Here is a 16,038-nt window from a genome sequence, read left to right on the forward strand (position 1 = left end):
CTAGCATACATAGTCTTAAAACAACCTTAATGAATTGGCGTTCTCTAGTTTTCTATTCGCACTATATTCTGTTTGCTTTCACTTTAAAAAGATTATTTTATTACACTCATTATGAATTGTTGTCTACTATCTCTTGTCTTTCTTCTCTTATTTGACCGATTAATGAAACTACAGAACCAACTGCTTGAATCCAGCTCCCCGTAATTACTATAATCTGTCCATCCTCCTCATTGCCTTCCGAAATTCCCTCCACTTTATCCCGACTAGCTTTCAATTCATCAATTCCACCTATTGCCTGTAATGAATTCCCAGTCGCTTGTAACACATTCCCGGCAATGTTATACGATTCATCTATATCGGAACTATCCTCTAATTCCCCACCAATTGATGTAATACCACCTAATGCTTGTATCCAATTCCCTGCAATCACTACTTTTTTTTGTATATTATCTTCAAATTCTATAATGAGTCCTGTTAAAACCGTTATATTACCAATTGATTGGATTTCATTACCGATTTTTTCAAGAGATATTTCCCCTTGTCCATCAGCTTCCAGGCCGTTCCCTGTTGCCTGTAATACATTCCCCCATACGTTTAAATCTCTCCTTAATTCGTCGTTCAATTTTTTAAAAGGTGTACTACCAATCGCAGCAATAATTGTCCCTACTGCAACAAACCAAGCACCAACTATCTCCTTAATCGGATCATCCATTTTCAATCTATCCCGTCATTAATTTACTACTTACAGGATATGAATTTATGCATCTCCATGTTAATAGCCTACTTCTCTCCATTTGAATAAAAATCAATATTTCGTTAATACTAAAAATACATCTAGTGTGACATCCCTGTTTGGAGCAGTTAGCTTTTGCTAACCGCTCTTTTATTTCGTTCTTGCTTCTCGAAGAATTCTTTAAATACGTTTCCCAATACGTATACATTCTTTATTCCTCCTCTAATACAATACATAACTCAATATAATATCTATGTATCTAGATTACTCCTCCTGTATCGGCTAGTTAAACTTGACTAACAGCTCCTTTATTTATAATAAAATTAAAATTTCTATAATTTTTTTATAAATCTATCTCGATATCCTTAATTCCAAGCACCTAAAATCAAAAATATAATTGTATCATCACAGGAAAACTTTCCGAATAACTTTCTTGTTAAAAGTTTTTTCACCTTAAAATTTGACAAGCATATGTTATTGAATGGAGATTCTCCATTCATAAGATTCTTACCTTTCTTATCTAGAGCACACTTTAATGTGTGCTTATTTTTAGTTAGAAACTACAACATCCTCAAATATATTTCTATTTTTTTACAAAAGCGGATATTATTCTTTTGTACAAGCACTCTTTCCTTTTAATTAATAACATATATTGATATTCCAAAGAAAGGAGAGAAAAATAATTATGGCTAATTATTTTTATAAAGATGGTAAAAAATATTATAAAAACCAATCGCATTCGAACGATCAAAAAAATAACTGTTTTATTGAAACTCATACGATAACTGGTTCTGCAGAAAATGCAAATGGAAATATACCTTTATCTGTTTTCCTTGAAACCACCGCGCCACAAACTGTATTTGAGGATTTCACAAATAATCATAATAAAACATTAATTCAGTTATTCGTTGTCGGGATGAGTGCACCCGTTCAAGTAACTATTCTAACAAGAAAATCTAGCCGCCCAATTACTGCAACATTACAACCTGTTCAAACAAAAATATTTCAAGTTGAAGATTTTCAAAGTCTTACTTTTACCAAGCAGGAAGGTCCTACTAGTATAATTAGTTTATTTGTGTAAAAAACATTTTGTATTTGCTGTAACGATAATAAAGATTCGTGTAATGATTATTATCAAGATTGTAATTAATAGATTAACACAGCAAAAGAACCCATTTTATAAAGGGTTCTTTTTATTTCACTCCATACATTTTCAAAAATATTTTAGAAACATACTCAACGATTTTTCTATAAATCTCTCCTTTCCCCGTTATTTTATTAAAATAACACTTTAGTTTAATTAATTACGAGACTTATCATCATTTAATGAAGGAAAGTGACATTTAGAAAAAAAGACGACGTATTCAACGTCGTCTTTTTTATAAACAGAAAAGTGAATTCTCAAGGTTTCCTATTGCATCAAAGCCCATTATCTATTAATTCATACCTAGGTAAAACTTATACTGTTTTCCATAATGATAAGGCATAAATCCAGTTTGGATCCCCATTTCCTTTATAAATCTGGACTGCTTCATAAATTTTCCCCTCGTGTAGAACTTTATCGCCCTTTTTGTATGCTTTCTTTGCATCCCACGCTTCATATGAAGCGCTTTCAGTTTTTGTAGTAATTGTGAAAATCTCACTCTGTACAGATTCATTTCCAGCTACATCAACAGCTTTCACTACATATTTATAAGTAGTAGTAGGGAGTAAATTTTTATCCATATAAGAAGTAGTGTTGGATGTTGCAATCTTTTTCATTAATCCTTCTGTTTCTCTATAAATATCGTAATGGTCTACACCAATGTTATCGTCAGAAGGACTCCACATTAGATCCACACTTGACGTTGTTGTTCCCATACTATGTAATCCTTTTGGTTGTGTTGGTGCTTCTGTATCAGGAGCCTCAACTGTTGTTTTCACGGTAAGCGCTGTACTTTCATTCGATACATTGCCAGCTGCATCAATTGCTTTTACAGTATAAGAGTATTCTGTACTTGGTTGTAATTTCTTATCAATAAAATGAGTGCCTGGTACTGTATCAATCATCTCTCCGTTACGGAAGATTTGATATCCTTTTACCCCTACATTATCCGTAGAAGTGTTCCATGCTAGTTCTATACTATTCGCTGTTACTTTTTGTGCATGAATTCCATTTGGAATACTCGGAGCTTCTGTATCTGGTTTCACATCATTAATGAGATTAACATCAATTACATTATAGAATGCGTTTGCTGTATCAGCTACATCCCATACTGCTAAAATCACATGATATCCACTACGATCAGTAGGTATATTGATTTTGTGAGTTAAATGATTTGAGGCTGCAGAACCATCATGTTGTACAGTTCCAATTGGTTCAAAATCTGCTCTTGTGAGCGCTTTATTTGGATTCCATCCTTTTTTGGTAACATAGTAATGCCATTTGCTCGTTAAGTGAGGTGCTGTATACTTCCAAGTAAATGTATTTTCTCCACCAGTGATTGTATTTTTAAACCAACGATCTGATGTTTGTTGATCTAAAATACCACCAAATTTACCCCCTGCAGAAGCGATTTTCCCATCAACTGGGCCACCTTGCGGGAATCCCTTTGGAGCTTCTAAACTTTGTGGTTCATACATAACGCTTCCGCAGTTTACATTTAGTGCACCATAGGTTGGACTACATAAAGCAGATCGGCTGCTAGGATGTTCAACAAAACCGTGCGCGTATGCGTTTTGAGGAATAAGTGTCGTACCGATAATTCCAGCTGTAAATGCAATAGCTCCTAGGCTTTTTTTGTTCATTTTCATATTTTGTAGTTGTTTTAAAAATCGATTATTCATGTTCCTGTCCCCTTCTTGTTATACTTCATAGTGTAATGTGGGCTTTGATGTAAAAGAATAACAAGAGACAATCTTGCATCGATGTATGTGTTAGTTATGCATACACCGCAGTGAAAATATATTTCTTTATATGTGATATATTTCACTTAATGAATATATCATGACATAGAAATCACCAAAACACTTGCAGAAGTTGTGCAGAAACTGTGAAAGCATTACTAACACGTAAAACTATGGTCTGAATTTATAAAAATGAATATTTAACATTTCAATGAAATTGACACTTCTCATGTATAATTTTCTAATTATTACTGGCCTGCAAATGTAGTAATTTCATCAACAGCTTGCTTATATCCACCTGATTTTCGAAATGACTCCTTCAAATGCAAAGCTGCTTCTTTAAATGAAGGATTATTTAATACGATTTCTACACTTTCACGTAGTTGTTCCTCAGATAATTCCTTCATAGACAACTTAATCCCAGCTCTGAGATTCTCCACTTGCTTTGCGATTACTGGTTGATCTGCACTTTGCGGAATTACAATGAGTGGAATCCCGTTATATAATCCTTCTTGTGTACTATTCATCCCGCCATGTGTAATAAATAACTTTGCATATGCGAGTAATTTCGTTTGTGGTACATAGTTTTTCACAATGAAGTTTTTAGGAATGTTACCTAAATCACTTATTTTTGTTTTATTACCAATAGACATAACAATAGTTTGATTACTATTCTCGAACGCCTTCATACAAAGTTTATAAAAATCAAGTGCATCATTAAAAACAGTACCTAGTGAAATGTAAATCGCGCTGTTTTCTTTAATTGTAGTAAAATCAAACTCTTCATTTTTTACTTGTGTAGAGATAGATGGACCTACAAATTTAAATGTTTCATCAAACATATCTGCAAATGGTTGGAACTCCTTTATTGTATACACAATAGTAAGTGGCGCTGGATTACAAAAAACTTCGTACGGTGAGTTTATTTCAACACCATATTTTTCCGCAATTCCTTTTGTTAAACTTTCAAAATCATTATGTATTTTATCTTGAACTTCCACTGGGATATTTTTAGACAAGTGGTCTAACATTTGTTCAAATGATCTTTCATCCTGTGCAAACGATGTGCATGAATTTATTGCTGGAAGCTTTAGAATTTGAGCAATTAAACGGCCACAGCCAAACATTGAATCATGAATGATGTAATCAAAATATTCTCCTTCAATTTGTTCAAGAACACTTGGTATAATAACATCTGCTGTATGTAGAAGGCCGTTTATTCTTTCCTGCAAATAATTTCGGCCACCGGAAAGAAATGCTTTTATAAACCTTTGGTCATCAATTGTTCTTACAATAGCCCCTGTTTTTTCAATACGTTCTCTGAAAGCTTCTATTGAAAAATAAACTACCTCTTCTCCGCGCGAAACTAATTCTTCTACAACTTGCAATGTTGGATTTATATGTCCTTCTGATCCAGTACTAATGAATAAAACACGTGCCACTTTAAACACTCCTTAATTTAAATCTTGTCTATGTTGCTATTAGTATTATAGGTATTTTGTCTTATTCTTCTAAATGGACCTAGCAAGCCTAAACCCAAGGTCACCTATATGAAATGTAGGATGACTACGGCGACGACAAGTCGCACCGCAACCTCTAGCTGCTTCAGCCCAGCTACCGCCGCGGAAAATTCGGTATGATCCGTACACTTGTTCATCATATAAATCATAGCACCATTCCCAAACGTTTCCTAACATATCGTAAAGTCCCCATGCATTCGGTTCTTTTTTTCCGACCTCATGAATATGTCCACTTGAATTTTCATTGTACCAAGCAATCTCTTTCAGTTCTCCATATATGTATCCCGTAGTTCCTGCCTTACACGCATATTGCCACTCTGCTTCAAAAGGTAATCGGTAGCCATTTGAATCTAAATTACAACTAACATTTAGACCATCTTCACTAATAGAATAATATTCTTTTAATCCCGCTTTTTTGGAAAGTAAATTACAAAATATAATAGCATCATTCCATGAAATATTTACAACTGGTTTATTACTATTTTCATTACCATTTAGTGCAAGATTCATAATAGCATAATATAATTCCGCTGTTACAACATACTTTGCAAGAAGAAACGGTTTAACTTGAACTTGCCATTGTTTTTTTATTCGATCATCTCTTAATTCTACTTTTCCTGCTGGAATTTTCACCATATTAGAATCAACCGGGCCAATGAATTTATTCAATTCTATCCCCCCATGTTATTTCTTTTTATAATCTAACTATTTATAGTATCGTACTTCTCTAAAAATAGTCTTACTTCATTTGAAGACTTTAAAATAATAACATCTTTATCTTTACTCAATTGATTTAGCCTCTTTAAAATTGAAGGTCGTTTCGTTTTAGGATATTGCCATATCCATTTAAAAAATTGCAAATCAAACCTTTCTTCACATCCAGCCCCCATATCCGGTCTTGTTTTATTCCGATATTGTACAACCCTTTTAAAAGCACGATAAACACATATTGTTCTATGAATATCAAGAAAGATAATTGTATCAGCAGCGTTAATTCTTATGTCCATTGTCCCACCATAATTCCCATCAATAATCCACTCATCTTCTTTAACTAATTCATTTTGAACCTTTCTTTGCTCCTCTTTCGGTACACCTTCCCAATTCGGTTTCCAAAATAACGCATCAAGATGATGTACTTTAATATTTAATTTATTCCCTAACTGCCTTGCTAATGTAGATTTCCCTGAACCACCAGAACCTATTAATATTATTTTTTTCATACATACCCCTGTTTAAATCTATTATTTCTTCTGTAACATAAACTCACAAAACATCCCAATCCCAACACCAATTGTATAAGCAACTAAATCACTCCACAAAAATCCGTAACCTAATACGAGTCCACCTAAAGTCGTTGCACGAATGCTATCTATCCATTCAGCATGATACAATTGGCTCACTTCAATCCCGTAGCAAAATAACAAACTAATAAAAGCCACTTTCTTCGTGTCTATTTTAAGAAATAAAAATCCGAATCCAGTAAAAATCATCAATGCCCATAAAGCATCACCTAAGTACGCGTTTAATAGATGAGGTAACGCAAAAGCTAACTTTCTTGAGCTAAGACCTAAAATAATTATAACTATAGTAAATAGCGCATATAATAATCTATTTCGTTTCTTATTCATCTCAAAATCTCCTAATATGTAATTAAAAACTGTAAATAGGTAGTAAAATATAATTATTTTACTACCTATTTTTTAATGGCTTTCATAATAAGAAAATGTGGATTTGTATTTAGATAATGATATGATGTTTCATTTACTTCTCTCATTTTTTCAACCGGCCTCGGTTCCACCATTTTATCTAACACAAAATAATTTGTTGTTTCATTAATTATGTCTTGGAGTGATCTTCTAAAAAAGCTAACTTCTATTGTAATATTTGGTTTAACCCAAGTATCTACTAATAATTGTTTTTCGAAATAATTTTCACTAGTAAACTTTGTAAAATCCATAAAAGGATGATGAATGGAGTATATAAATTCGCCACCTGGCTTCAATACTCGATGAAACTCCTGAAATACTTTATTCCAATTTTCTAAGTAATGAAGCGTTAACGAACTTACAATAACATCAAAAGTATTATCTTCAAATGGTAATACTTCTTGCAAATCATGACAAAGAAACGTTGCTTTATTACCCGTACTTTCCTTTGCAGCTTTTACCATTTCAGAACTTACGTCAATTGCAGTAACATTTGCTCCCCTTTCTACAAATTGAGTAGTATACCATCCAGCTGCACATCCAGCATCTAATATACTCTTCCCTTCTAAATTCTTTGGAATCATCTCCATCATCGCTGGTCTTTCATAATAACTGTTATATGGATTTGCCAAGTCTAGATTTTCTTTATATGTACTCGCTAATTTATCATATGTATCTTTGATCGTGTCTTTCATTACTTCCACCCCTTATACATATTAATCTAATAACTCTTGCTGCTTTTTCTTTGAAAATGATTGTAGAACTAAATCATATGACCAATCAATCATCTTATTAGTTTGCTCTTGCTCTACATCTTTATGTATATACACTGTATTCCAATGCTTTTTATTCATATGATACCCCGGAATGATTGCTTCTGGATACTCTTCTCTTAATCTTAATGCAAGTTCTGGATCACATTTTAAAGTAATTGCAGCTTTTTCTCCTTCTTCATGGTTTATTATCGCAAATATTTTATTATTAAGCCTCATACATGTTGCATTCCAACCATCAGGAGAATCTTCAGTCGCTTTTCTTTTTGATAAACAATATGTTCTTGTTACATTCATTTTCATTGGCACCTCTTATTCTTTCACTATTTGATTACGATGCATTACAATTTGTTTCGTCGCTTGAAATTGGTGTTCACCATACAACTTTATTAATTTCTCTCCACAAAATAGACTAACAATATGAACATGAGAAATCTCTTGAAGTAACATTGTAAGCATCTTCTCTCCAATCCCTTTATTTCTTACAATCTCATGCACAACAACATCTTCTATGTACGCTCGAAAAACACCATCAGAAACAACCCTGGCAAATCCGATTAATTCATTTTCTTCCCATACCCCAATCGCTATACTATTCTTTAACATTTTTTGAATATCGATTTCTTTTCTTTCTGGCCACCAACCGACAGAGTCATAAAGTTTTCTTATTTTGCCTACGCAGATTGGTTGTTCATGTTGCAATTTATACGTGTACATTTTCTTTCTCCCATCAAATTACTCATTATATTTGTTTTGTCTTACTTTACTCCCTTCAATATAAGCTATTGAATCCAGCCGGTTATTAAACCCATTGTAAAATTAATTTATAATATAGATATTACACTTGCAATATAAACAGTCTCTCTCTCATCCTTTCCTATTTCTTCTATATTAAAAATAGCACATAATATATTAAATTGGCTAAAGATAAAAACCGCCCAATAGGACGGCTTTTATCTTTATTTAATTTCATACCACCAACCTTTTCGATCAAGCCAGCCTTTCATACCGTTTAATTGCGCATCACTAGTTGGATCCGAAATAAAATACGTTAAGCCATCCGATTGTAAAATGAAGGTAGCAGTCATTTTAACTGATGTTAAAGCTTTCATAGCTTCAGGAGCCTCATATGGTGAGAAAGCACCTGATTGAATGATGTTTTGTTTAGAAACTTGTGCTTGTACATTCTCTTGTTTTGGTACTGATTCAGTAAACCAGGAAAGTGGTTTATTTCCTATTAATTGATTTAAATCACATTTGCCGATACCTGGTACATTACCTGTCTCGGTGTATTGCCAAATATCACAAGGATATGCTGGTTTATTACCGCCATACCGAAAGGCTCATATACATGATGCCCAACATATAAGCCAACTTTCTTAGCACCTAATCGGCGTAACTCGTCGATAAAAGCTTGTGTACCAACTCTCATATCATCCATTGTTTTCACTTCTACGTCAGCAGCCCAAACTGTAGCACTCTTATCACCGCGATTCCAAAAATCTTGCGCTTCCTTCTTCGCATCAGCAATTGAAATAAAGCGACAGAATCCATAGTTACCAAATGGAATATTTCTAGTTCTCATTGCTTGGACATAATTTTTATATAAAGGATCTACATAATTTGATCCATCTTGTACCCTAGCAATTACGAAATCTAGTTGTGGAGCGGCTACATCCCAGTTAATGTTACCGTTCCATTTTGAAATATCTACAATGTAACCCATTGCTTAACACCGCCTTTATTAGTATTATATTCAGAGCTCGTCTTATTGCTCTTCCTCTCCTAAAAATTCAATAGTATTTGCTAGTACATATAGTAAATACGACAAGTGTATTCTACAAAGACAGTAACTCATTTCCATTAAAAAAGAAAATCATAGCTATACGAATCGTACTATTTGTCCCCATAATTACATCAGCTTGAGTAGTTGCTTTAAAATTAAAATAGCATCACCTTGTTTGGTGATGCTTTTAAAATCAATTTTTCTTCTAGAGCACGAATACTATTACTATAACCGCTTCTCTAAAAAGTGTTGACTATGTCCTTTAGGATGATCTTCAACAACACCATATTCTCGGTAGCCGTGCTTTTTATAAAAATCTGGTGCTTGAAAACTAAATGAATCTAATAATATTAATCTACACCCTTTTTCCTTCGCGATGTCTTCGATTTTATGTAACAGTTGACTGCCATAACCATCATGACGAACTGTTTCATCAACCCATAAAAAATCTATATGAAGATGATAAAAATACATCGTACCTGTTACCCCACCAAAGATTTTTCCATCCTCATCTTTTACTACGAAACTTACTTGCTCCATCGGCTGTTTTGCTTCATCTCTTAAAATCGACATGTTATATTGAATTACTTTATTTTTTATGTATTCTCCTTCAGTGCGAGTACCATTCTCTATGTGTTTCATATATTTCTTCCTTTCAACTTAGTAAGCTATCTTTAATTTTTACTTTTTCTCTTTAAAATAGTAATAAACACGAATCCACCATAAGTAACAAAGCATGAAAAGCCAATTATCCCTGGCACAGAGACATAGCCTATTCTTATATAACTTATAACAGCAAAACTAACGATAGACAATAAAATAGATGGCCAAAATATAAGTGCTGTTTTTCTTCGTCTCTGTTTCGATGTACTTGCTTTCTCTTCAGAAGCACGTGTGCCAAAAAGCAATACAATACAAATGAGGATTGCTGCAAAGTAAATCGTATCTAATGACAGATTATGATCGTAAATCGCGATTCCAACTTCCATAGCGATAATCGTTAAAATTAATATGATGATTGTTGAAGTTTTTAAGTTTCTTTTCAATTACTTGCCCCCTAGAATACTTTCACTATATATGTCGTATATGTACTTCAAAGCTGATGCAATAGTTTCATCGGCTTCTTTATTTTCAAATCGATTAGGCAAATCTTTTCCTCCAATAACATAAAGAAGTGGAAATTCATTAAACACTCCTAGTATACCAATATTTATTATAGCTTTTGATAATCCACCTGTCATATGTGCTAAATGATTATGCGGTATCCCCTCATATTCTTCTTGCTGCCTTACCATTCCATTTATTATTGGTTCCCATAATTCCGGCTCAGTTTTATACCCTCGAAAAATTTGCACTAAAAGTGAATGTATTTCATTTAACTCTCCAACATTTTGTTCATCTCTAGGGTTTTCTTTAACATGTATGTTAGGGAAGTACGTTGAAACATACTTTCTAACAGTATCCCATCCTCCGCAGTGCAATACAATCGCCTTTGCAATATAACTGTCATGACACGCTATCATCACTTCAACAGCTTTACTGAGTGATATTGTATCTCTTTCTTGCAAATGTGGATATAATTGTGCACTATCTTCTTTTGGATTAAATTTAATTTGGTGAAGCATATCATTCCAACTAATTTGTTTGTTTTTTACCATGTTTGCTACTGCAAATCCAATTGCCACTTTTGCTGCTGATGCTAAAGGAACATATAGTTCATTATTATAGGAGGCAATTATATCTTCAGATTTTGTAGAAGACACAATCACTCCAACTTGACCAGATTGTATTTCTTTCATTCTTTCAATGACAGTTTGCATATTCGCACCTCTTTTTATATTGTTTTATTACATTCTTAAATTTCGATATAGAATGTATAAAACCTTTTTTGTTACTTGATATGTATGCATACAATAAAAAAGATAGCATGTAATTTCTCCATGCTACCTTTCTAAAATAAATACTAAGCAAAACGCAAATATCTATTCTTCCGTAGGCATTTTAGGACCATTAAGCTCCAATTGATAAAAAGCTAAATCTAACCACCTATTAAACTTATAGCCAGCCTTCTTAATTGTCCCCGCATGAACAAATCCATAGTTTTCATGTAAGGCAATGCTTTTCTCATTTTCTGCATCAATTCCAGCAATTAAGGTCATATATTCCCTTTCTTTTGCAACTGTGATCAATGCTTTCATTAAAGAAGTTCCTATCCCATTTTTTCTATATTCCTTATGAACATACACAGAATGCTCAATTGAATATTTATAGGCAGGCCAAGCTCTAAACGGGCCAAATGTCGCAAATCCTACTATTTTATTATCTAATTCACATACTAAAATCGGATAGCCGTTAGCCTTTTTTTGTTCATACCAATCTATTCTATTTTCAAGGGTTACCGGTTTATACGTATAGATGGCTGTTGTATTCAATATAGCATCATTATAAATATCTAACATGTATGTTACATCTTGTTTCCTTGCTTCCCTTATCATCGCGTTCTTCCTTTCATAAAGTATATCTTCTTTCATTTCACTCCTACATACGAATACGAGCTTTTCGGAAACCATCAAATATATTTAATGCAGCAGATAAAATGTAAATGATAATACCTCCACCAATTAACCACGTTTTAAATTCCTCTGGAGAAGTAGTAAACACATTTGCTACATACGTAATAAATCCTTCATTAAATAAATGCGGATTTACTACAATTACAATGAATACTATTGTTCCAACTATTTGAAGAATAGCATTCCCGATTGCCAGCTTTTTCGTCCATTGTCCTTGTACTAACTTATAAAAAGATATACCTATTTCAAACACAATCACAATTACAACGATTGACCAATACTGAAGTAACACATCTTGATTAAAAGTTGCCGCGACAAACTTCAATCCGCTTTCTGTACCATGATATACACCTACAAGATGGTTCGCATAAAAATAAAGTGATGCCCATATTGCCGTCCACATTAACCCGCCAAATACTTCGAACTTTGAGATCGACTTTTTCTTTGGAACATACGAAGTATTTTTCAAATCATCAGGCGTCCATTTTTTTAAACTTGTCGTCAACGGTTGAGTACCTTTGTCTTTATCTGTTCTTTCTAAAATTGCAAATACAAGTGTCAACCAGAAAAATACATGGAGGCCTACTTCGATAATTTCCCCAATTCCTTTACCTATCAGATTTAAAATAACATTTAATACCGCTTGCTCACCATCATATCCTACAAAATTTTCTGCAACCATTGCAATGAGTGCGATTACAGCTGCAATTGGTATAATCATTTTTAATAACGTCGTATATACATCAAAATAACGTGGTCCAATTAAATGCATCGGTCTATCCAGATACCCATTAGCCAATGAAACTGGGCTTCCCAATTTTTCAAGGACACTCTTTACATCTTCCTCATTATACTCATCAGGTAACATATCCTCGATAGTTGACCGTAGTTCAAGAATAATATCTTCACGATTTTTTTCAGGTAATCTCTTCGCTACTTCCTCGACGTAAATATCAATCAAGTTCATTTTTGTCCTCCTCCTTTAATAGGTTATAAAGTTCTTTCGAATCCTTTATCCATTCCTTTTTTAACTGCAAAAATATCTCTAATCCGTATTCACTTAAAACGTAATACTTACGCGGTCTACTCTCCGTTTTATCCCAACTACTCGTCACTAGCTCTTGTTTTTCTAATCGGCGAAGTAGTGGATATAAAGTACTTTGATCGATTGTGATCCCTGATTGTTCCAATAATTGGACAAGTGAATACCCATACTGCGGTGTTCTTAACTGGCTTAAAACCGCTAATGTTAATGTACCTCTTCTTAGTTCAGTAATTAACGAATTTAATAAAGCATCCATTCACTCACCTCATTTCCATTACTATATGTCATACAGTATATGTTTTATACTATGTATCGTACAGTATTAGTGTGATAAAAACAATGCGTATTTACAAAAAATAGATAATAAATAAGCACAAACTATATAATTTGTGCTTTTCTTGTTAATTTAAACGGTATTACAATCTTAATTTTGTACCTCGTGTAATATAAACTCTCCTTTTTCTTTAGTAAATGGGGTAACACCTACAATTGCCTCAATATGAATTACTCCATATACATGCGGATATTCTTGACCGTTAGAAGCAAGTTCGTATTTTATTTCTGCTTTTATTAAGGATGGATCGATTGTCAGTAATAAAACATCTTCTTCATGATTAAAATATTTTTCAGCAACTTTTAAAGCTTGCTGTAAAAATGAACAATGAATAAATCCCTCTTCTTTAAGTGAAGCTTCATTAACTTCTCCATCTACCTTTGCGATTTCCCAATTTCTTTTTGTTATTACCTTTGTAATCATAGTTAGTTTCTCTCCAAGTCTTTATATAGAAAAACAAGAGGTTCTTCTTTTTGTTACTAGAAAACCCTCTTGCTTTTCATATTTATTTTAATCCTTTTATTAAAGACGATGCTTCTCCGCTATGGAAAATCCATAAATCATGGAGCGATCTTGTACATCCGACATATAGTAACTTCGCATCATGTTTCGTATTTTTATAATGTTCTTCATCAACATCGATTAATAGAACAGCATCAAATTCTAGCCCTTTTGCCAAGTATACAGGTACTACTGAAATACCACCTTCATATTTACTTTGATCTGCTTCAATGACGTTTACGGCCAATCCTGCTTTTGTTAATTTCTCATATATATCGCGGCATTCATCGTCTGTTCTTCCTATTACCGCAATGGTTTTCACATCTTCGTTTTGTAGATGTTTTAACGTCTTCATAATCTCATTAAATTGATCTTCTGCATGGATTACCTTAACATCTTCACCACTGCGAAAAACTGGTGTTGCGAGCCCAACTGGAATCTCTGCATTTTTAATTATTTCGTTCGCAAATTCTATAATTTCTTTTGTAGAACGATAACTTCTCGTCAGTTCATAATAACCTGTTTCTTGGAATACTTCCTTAAAAGCACCCCAATCTTCAATCCCTTGATAATCATAAATTGCTTGAGATAAATCACCTAATATAGTGAAAGAATTACCTAGTGTAATTTCTTTTAATACATACACTTGGAATGGTGAGAAATCTTGCGCTTCATCAATAACGACGTGATGGAATTTCTGTCCGATTTCAATACCTGTTATGCGGTGATGTATGTAAATTAAAGCTGGTAAATCTTCTACATACACTTCTTTTTTACGACAACTCTTTTCAGTTTCTTTCACAAGTACTTCAGGCAATACTTCGAGTATTTCTTTACTTTTCAATATTGAACTATAGAGTGAAAGTGGGCTCATTTTCGGCCAAAACTTCATATAAGTGTTCAATTTCTTTGTCGCTTCTTTTTTTAATAATTTCTTCTCGTTTGTTTCTCCATACTTTTTCAGTTCAATTTCAATCCAGCGCTTCATTCGGCCGACTAATCTTTCTCTTCTTTTCTTTAATGGATAATTTTTATATTCCACTTGCATCCATTTTTTTATGTCTTCTACTGGAATAATTGCTTTGTCCCATGCCTCAAAATCACTTGTTGGTACTAATTCATTTTCAAATTGAATCATTCTCTCTTCAATAAACGACTTAAATTCCAGTGTTCCTTTCAATTTACCGAGTATAACCTTTTCTTCATCACGATTAATTGAAAAGGCTTCTTTCAACTTTTCTTCTGTCTGCTTTAGTTTCACAGAATCATCTAACGTACGTAATGCCCAATCCGGAAATGTTGTTTGACTAATATTCCCTACACCTAATTCAGGAAGCACACTCGAAATATAGTCTAAAAAAAGACTATTCGGAGCGAATACAATCATTCTCTCAGCTTCTAATTGTTCACGATATTCATAAATTAAAAAAGCAAGGCGATGTAAAGCGATCGTTGTTTTTCCGCTTCCCGCAACCCCTTGAATTAATAATGGTAAGTTTCTTTCCGCACGAATAATATCGTTTTGCTCCGATTGTATTGTCGAAACAATATCCTTTAGTTTATTATCTTTATTCTCACCTAATCGATATAGAAGAAAATCATCGGCATGTGAGACATCTTCATTTCCTTTTACATATGTATCAACAACACGTTCTAGTTCTCTTTTTCGGATCGAGATGTTTCGCTTTAAATACACATCACCTTCAACTAATCCGTCTGGTGATTGATAAAACGCTAATTCATCTCCGCCGGTAAATGAATAAAACATACTTGCGACAGGTGCCCGCCAATCAATTACAATTGGTTTCATTGTGTCTTTATGTGAAACACCTACTTTACCGATGTAGATCGGCATAACTTCTTCCTTGCCATCCTCTTGAAAGTCTAGTCTCCCAAAGTATGGCTCATGCACACCAATACGTAAGTTTTGTCTATTAGACTCCCTCATACTTTCTAGAATTTGTTCTTTAAAATCATCGCCATAATAAACCGGAATGTTTTCGAGCTGTTCTAATTGATCATCCATCGTACGTAATGTATCTTTCATCCTTTGTAACTCTTCTTCAAAAATGTTATTCATTTGATGATTCCCTCCTGTCCGTTCTAATTTTTCAGTCGAAATACAATTGTATTAAAAATCCATTTATAAAGTCAATAGTTTTAGTAAGAATTTTCTAAAAT

Annotated in this window: 17 protein-coding genes and 2 pseudogenes; 1 reads left to right on the forward strand and 18 read right to left on the reverse strand. The window is 33.4% G+C overall.

Translation table 11 applies throughout. The annotated features are described in order from the left end of the window. Window positions 1–109: 109 nt before the first annotated feature. Window positions 110–712 carry a DUF6944 family repetitive protein gene (locus tag QCI41_RS03930; protein ID WP_353838268.1) on the reverse strand — a complete coding sequence of 201 codons (603 nt, stop codon included), beginning with the start codon at window positions 710–712 and terminating at the stop codon, window positions 110–112. Window positions 713–1,418: 706 nt separating this feature from the next. On the opposite strand from QCI41_RS03930, the pseudogene QCI41_RS03935 reads away from it, so the two are divergent. Next, a pseudogene (locus QCI41_RS03935) lies at window positions 1,419–1,883 on the forward strand (exosporium protein D). Between the two features lie 308 nt (window positions 1,884–2,191). On the opposite strand, the gene QCI41_RS03940 reads toward QCI41_RS03935, so the two are convergent. The 17 genes and pseudogenes from QCI41_RS03940 to QCI41_RS04020 all read right to left on the reverse strand — a co-directional run bounded on the left by QCI41_RS03940 (window position 2,192) and on the right by QCI41_RS04020 (window position 15,937). After that, window positions 2,192–3,559 (reverse strand): lytic polysaccharide monooxygenase, encoded by a 1,368-nt coding sequence (locus QCI41_RS03940; RefSeq protein WP_353838267.1) that lies wholly within the window; start codon window positions 3,557–3,559, stop codon window positions 2,192–2,194. A 308-nt stretch (window positions 3,560–3,867) separates the two neighbouring features. Beyond that, complete coding sequence (locus QCI41_RS03945; RefSeq protein ID WP_353838266.1) at window positions 3,868–5,061, reverse strand: macrolide family glycosyltransferase; 1,194 nt, start codon at window positions 5,059–5,061, stop codon at window positions 3,868–3,870. A 69-nt stretch (window positions 5,062–5,130) separates the two neighbouring features. Then, window positions 5,131–5,775, reverse strand: coding sequence for a formylglycine-generating enzyme family protein (locus tag QCI41_RS03950; protein ID WP_483299068.1), 645 nt, complete (start codon window positions 5,773–5,775; stop codon window positions 5,131–5,133). Window positions 5,776–5,840: 65 nt separating this feature from the next. Beyond that, on the reverse strand, window positions 5,841–6,359 hold the full coding sequence (locus QCI41_RS03955; protein WP_000720547.1) for a DNA topology modulation protein: 519 nt from the start codon (window positions 6,357–6,359) through the stop codon (window positions 5,841–5,843). Window positions 6,360–6,380: 21 nt separating this feature from the next. Next, window positions 6,381–6,767: a ribosomal maturation YjgA family protein gene (locus QCI41_RS03960; RefSeq protein ID WP_353838264.1), complete on the reverse strand. Its 387-nt coding sequence runs from the start codon at window positions 6,765–6,767 to the stop codon at window positions 6,381–6,383. A 65-nt stretch (window positions 6,768–6,832) separates the two neighbouring features. Further along, the gene (locus QCI41_RS03965; RefSeq protein ID WP_060486720.1) at window positions 6,833–7,540 is read right to left on the reverse strand and encodes a class I SAM-dependent methyltransferase; all 708 of its coding nucleotides are present in this window, start codon (window positions 7,538–7,540) and stop codon (window positions 6,833–6,835) included. Window positions 7,541–7,561: 21 nt separating this feature from the next. Further along, window positions 7,562–7,915: an MmcQ/YjbR family DNA-binding protein gene (locus tag QCI41_RS03970; RefSeq protein WP_353838873.1), complete on the reverse strand. Its 354-nt coding sequence runs from the start codon at window positions 7,913–7,915 to the stop codon at window positions 7,562–7,564. A 15-nt stretch (window positions 7,916–7,930) separates the two neighbouring features. Beyond that, window positions 7,931–8,335, reverse strand: a complete 405-nt coding sequence (locus QCI41_RS03975; RefSeq protein ID WP_353838263.1) for a GNAT family N-acetyltransferase — start codon at window positions 8,333–8,335, stop codon at window positions 7,931–7,933. Window positions 8,336–8,577: 242 nt separating this feature from the next. After that, a pseudogene (locus QCI41_RS03980) lies at window positions 8,578–9,344 on the reverse strand (N-acetylmuramoyl-L-alanine amidase C-terminal domain-containing protein). 285 nt (window positions 9,345–9,629) lie between these two features. Next, window positions 9,630–10,046, reverse strand: a complete 417-nt coding sequence (locus tag QCI41_RS03985; RefSeq protein ID WP_060486717.1) for a GNAT family N-acetyltransferase — start codon at window positions 10,044–10,046, stop codon at window positions 9,630–9,632. A 32-nt stretch (window positions 10,047–10,078) separates the two neighbouring features. After that, window positions 10,079–10,450 (reverse strand): hypothetical protein, encoded by a 372-nt coding sequence (locus QCI41_RS03990; protein ID WP_088081345.1) that lies wholly within the window; start codon window positions 10,448–10,450, stop codon window positions 10,079–10,081. Next, complete coding sequence (locus QCI41_RS03995) at window positions 10,451–11,224, reverse strand: serine hydrolase (protein ID WP_353838260.1); 774 nt, start codon at window positions 11,222–11,224, stop codon at window positions 10,451–10,453. 162 nt (window positions 11,225–11,386) lie between these two features. Continuing rightward, window positions 11,387–11,899 carry a GNAT family N-acetyltransferase gene (locus QCI41_RS04000; protein WP_098190857.1) on the reverse strand — a complete coding sequence of 171 codons (513 nt, stop codon included), beginning with the start codon at window positions 11,897–11,899 and terminating at the stop codon, window positions 11,387–11,389. Between the two features lie 43 nt (window positions 11,900–11,942). Further along, a complete protein-coding gene (locus QCI41_RS04005) occupies window positions 11,943–12,944 on the reverse strand; it encodes an HAAS signaling domain-containing protein (protein WP_353838259.1) in 1,002 nt (333 codons plus the stop codon). Beyond that, the gene (locus tag QCI41_RS04010) at window positions 12,931–13,278 is read right to left on the reverse strand and encodes a PadR family transcriptional regulator (protein WP_060486712.1); all 348 of its coding nucleotides are present in this window, start codon (window positions 13,276–13,278) and stop codon (window positions 12,931–12,933) included. Before QCI41_RS04010 ends, QCI41_RS04005 begins: the two co-directional genes overlap by 14 nt. Window positions 13,279–13,446: 168 nt before the next feature. Next, complete coding sequence (locus tag QCI41_RS04015) at window positions 13,447–13,779, reverse strand: DUF952 domain-containing protein (RefSeq protein WP_106101908.1); 333 nt, start codon at window positions 13,777–13,779, stop codon at window positions 13,447–13,449. 82 nt (window positions 13,780–13,861) lie between these two features. Next, entirely contained in the window at window positions 13,862–15,937 is a 2,076-nt protein-coding gene (locus tag QCI41_RS04020; RefSeq protein WP_353838258.1) for a HelD family protein, read from the reverse strand. Window positions 15,938–16,038: the final 101 nt, after the last annotated feature.

The organism is Bacillus cereus group sp. MG4 (assembly GCF_040460055.1).
GTDB lineage: Bacteria > Bacillota > Bacilli > Bacillales > Bacillaceae_G > Bacillus_A > Bacillus_A wiedmannii.

What these genes read in the sequence shown, in the direction of transcription:
- QCI41_RS04010 (WP_060486712.1), bottom strand. Translation starts at nt 13,278, where the DNA reads ATGGATGCTTTATTAAATTCGTTAATTACTGAACTAAGAAGAGGTACA.
- QCI41_RS03965 (WP_060486720.1), bottom strand. Translation starts at nt 7,540, where the DNA reads ATGAAAGACACGATCAAAGATACATATGATAAATTAGCGAGTACATAT.
- QCI41_RS04015 (WP_106101908.1), bottom strand. Translation starts at nt 13,779, where the DNA reads ATGATTACAAAGGTAATAACAAAAAGAAATTGGGAAATCGCAAAGGTA.
- QCI41_RS04005 (WP_353838259.1), bottom strand. Translation starts at nt 12,944, where the DNA reads ATGAACTTGATTGATATTTACGTCGAGGAAGTAGCGAAGAGATTACCT.
- QCI41_RS03955 (WP_000720547.1), bottom strand. Translation starts at nt 6,359, where the DNA reads ATGAAAAAAATAATATTAATAGGTTCTGGTGGTTCAGGGAAATCTACA.
- QCI41_RS04000 (WP_098190857.1), bottom strand. Translation starts at nt 11,899, where the DNA reads ATGATAAGGGAAGCAAGGAAACAAGATGTAACATACATGTTAGATATT.
- QCI41_RS04020 (WP_353838258.1), bottom strand. Translation starts at nt 15,937, where the DNA reads ATGAATAACATTTTTGAAGAAGAGTTACAAAGGATGAAAGATACATTA.
- QCI41_RS03930 (WP_353838268.1), bottom strand. Translation starts at nt 712, where the DNA reads ATGGATGATCCGATTAAGGAGATAGTTGGTGCTTGGTTTGTTGCAGTA.
- QCI41_RS03985 (WP_060486717.1), bottom strand. Translation starts at nt 10,046, where the DNA reads ATGAAACACATAGAGAATGGTACTCGCACTGAAGGAGAATACATAAAA.
- QCI41_RS03995 (WP_353838260.1), bottom strand. Translation starts at nt 11,224, where the DNA reads ATGCAAACTGTCATTGAAAGAATGAAAGAAATACAATCTGGTCAAGTT.
- QCI41_RS03970 (WP_353838873.1), bottom strand. Translation starts at nt 7,915, where the DNA reads ATGAATGTAACAAGAACATATTGTTTATCAAAAAGAAAAGCGACTGAA.
- QCI41_RS03975 (WP_353838263.1), bottom strand. Translation starts at nt 8,335, where the DNA reads ATGTACACGTATAAATTGCAACATGAACAACCAATCTGCGTAGGCAAA.
- QCI41_RS03960 (WP_353838264.1), bottom strand. Translation starts at nt 6,767, where the DNA reads ATGAATAAGAAACGAAATAGATTATTATATGCGCTATTTACTATAGTT.
- QCI41_RS03950 (WP_483299068.1), bottom strand. Translation starts at nt 5,775, where the DNA reads ATGGTGAAAATTCCAGCAGGAAAAGTAGAATTAAGAGATGATCGAATA.
- QCI41_RS03940 (WP_353838267.1), bottom strand. Translation starts at nt 3,559, where the DNA reads ATGAATAATCGATTTTTAAAACAACTACAAAATATGAAAATGAACAAA.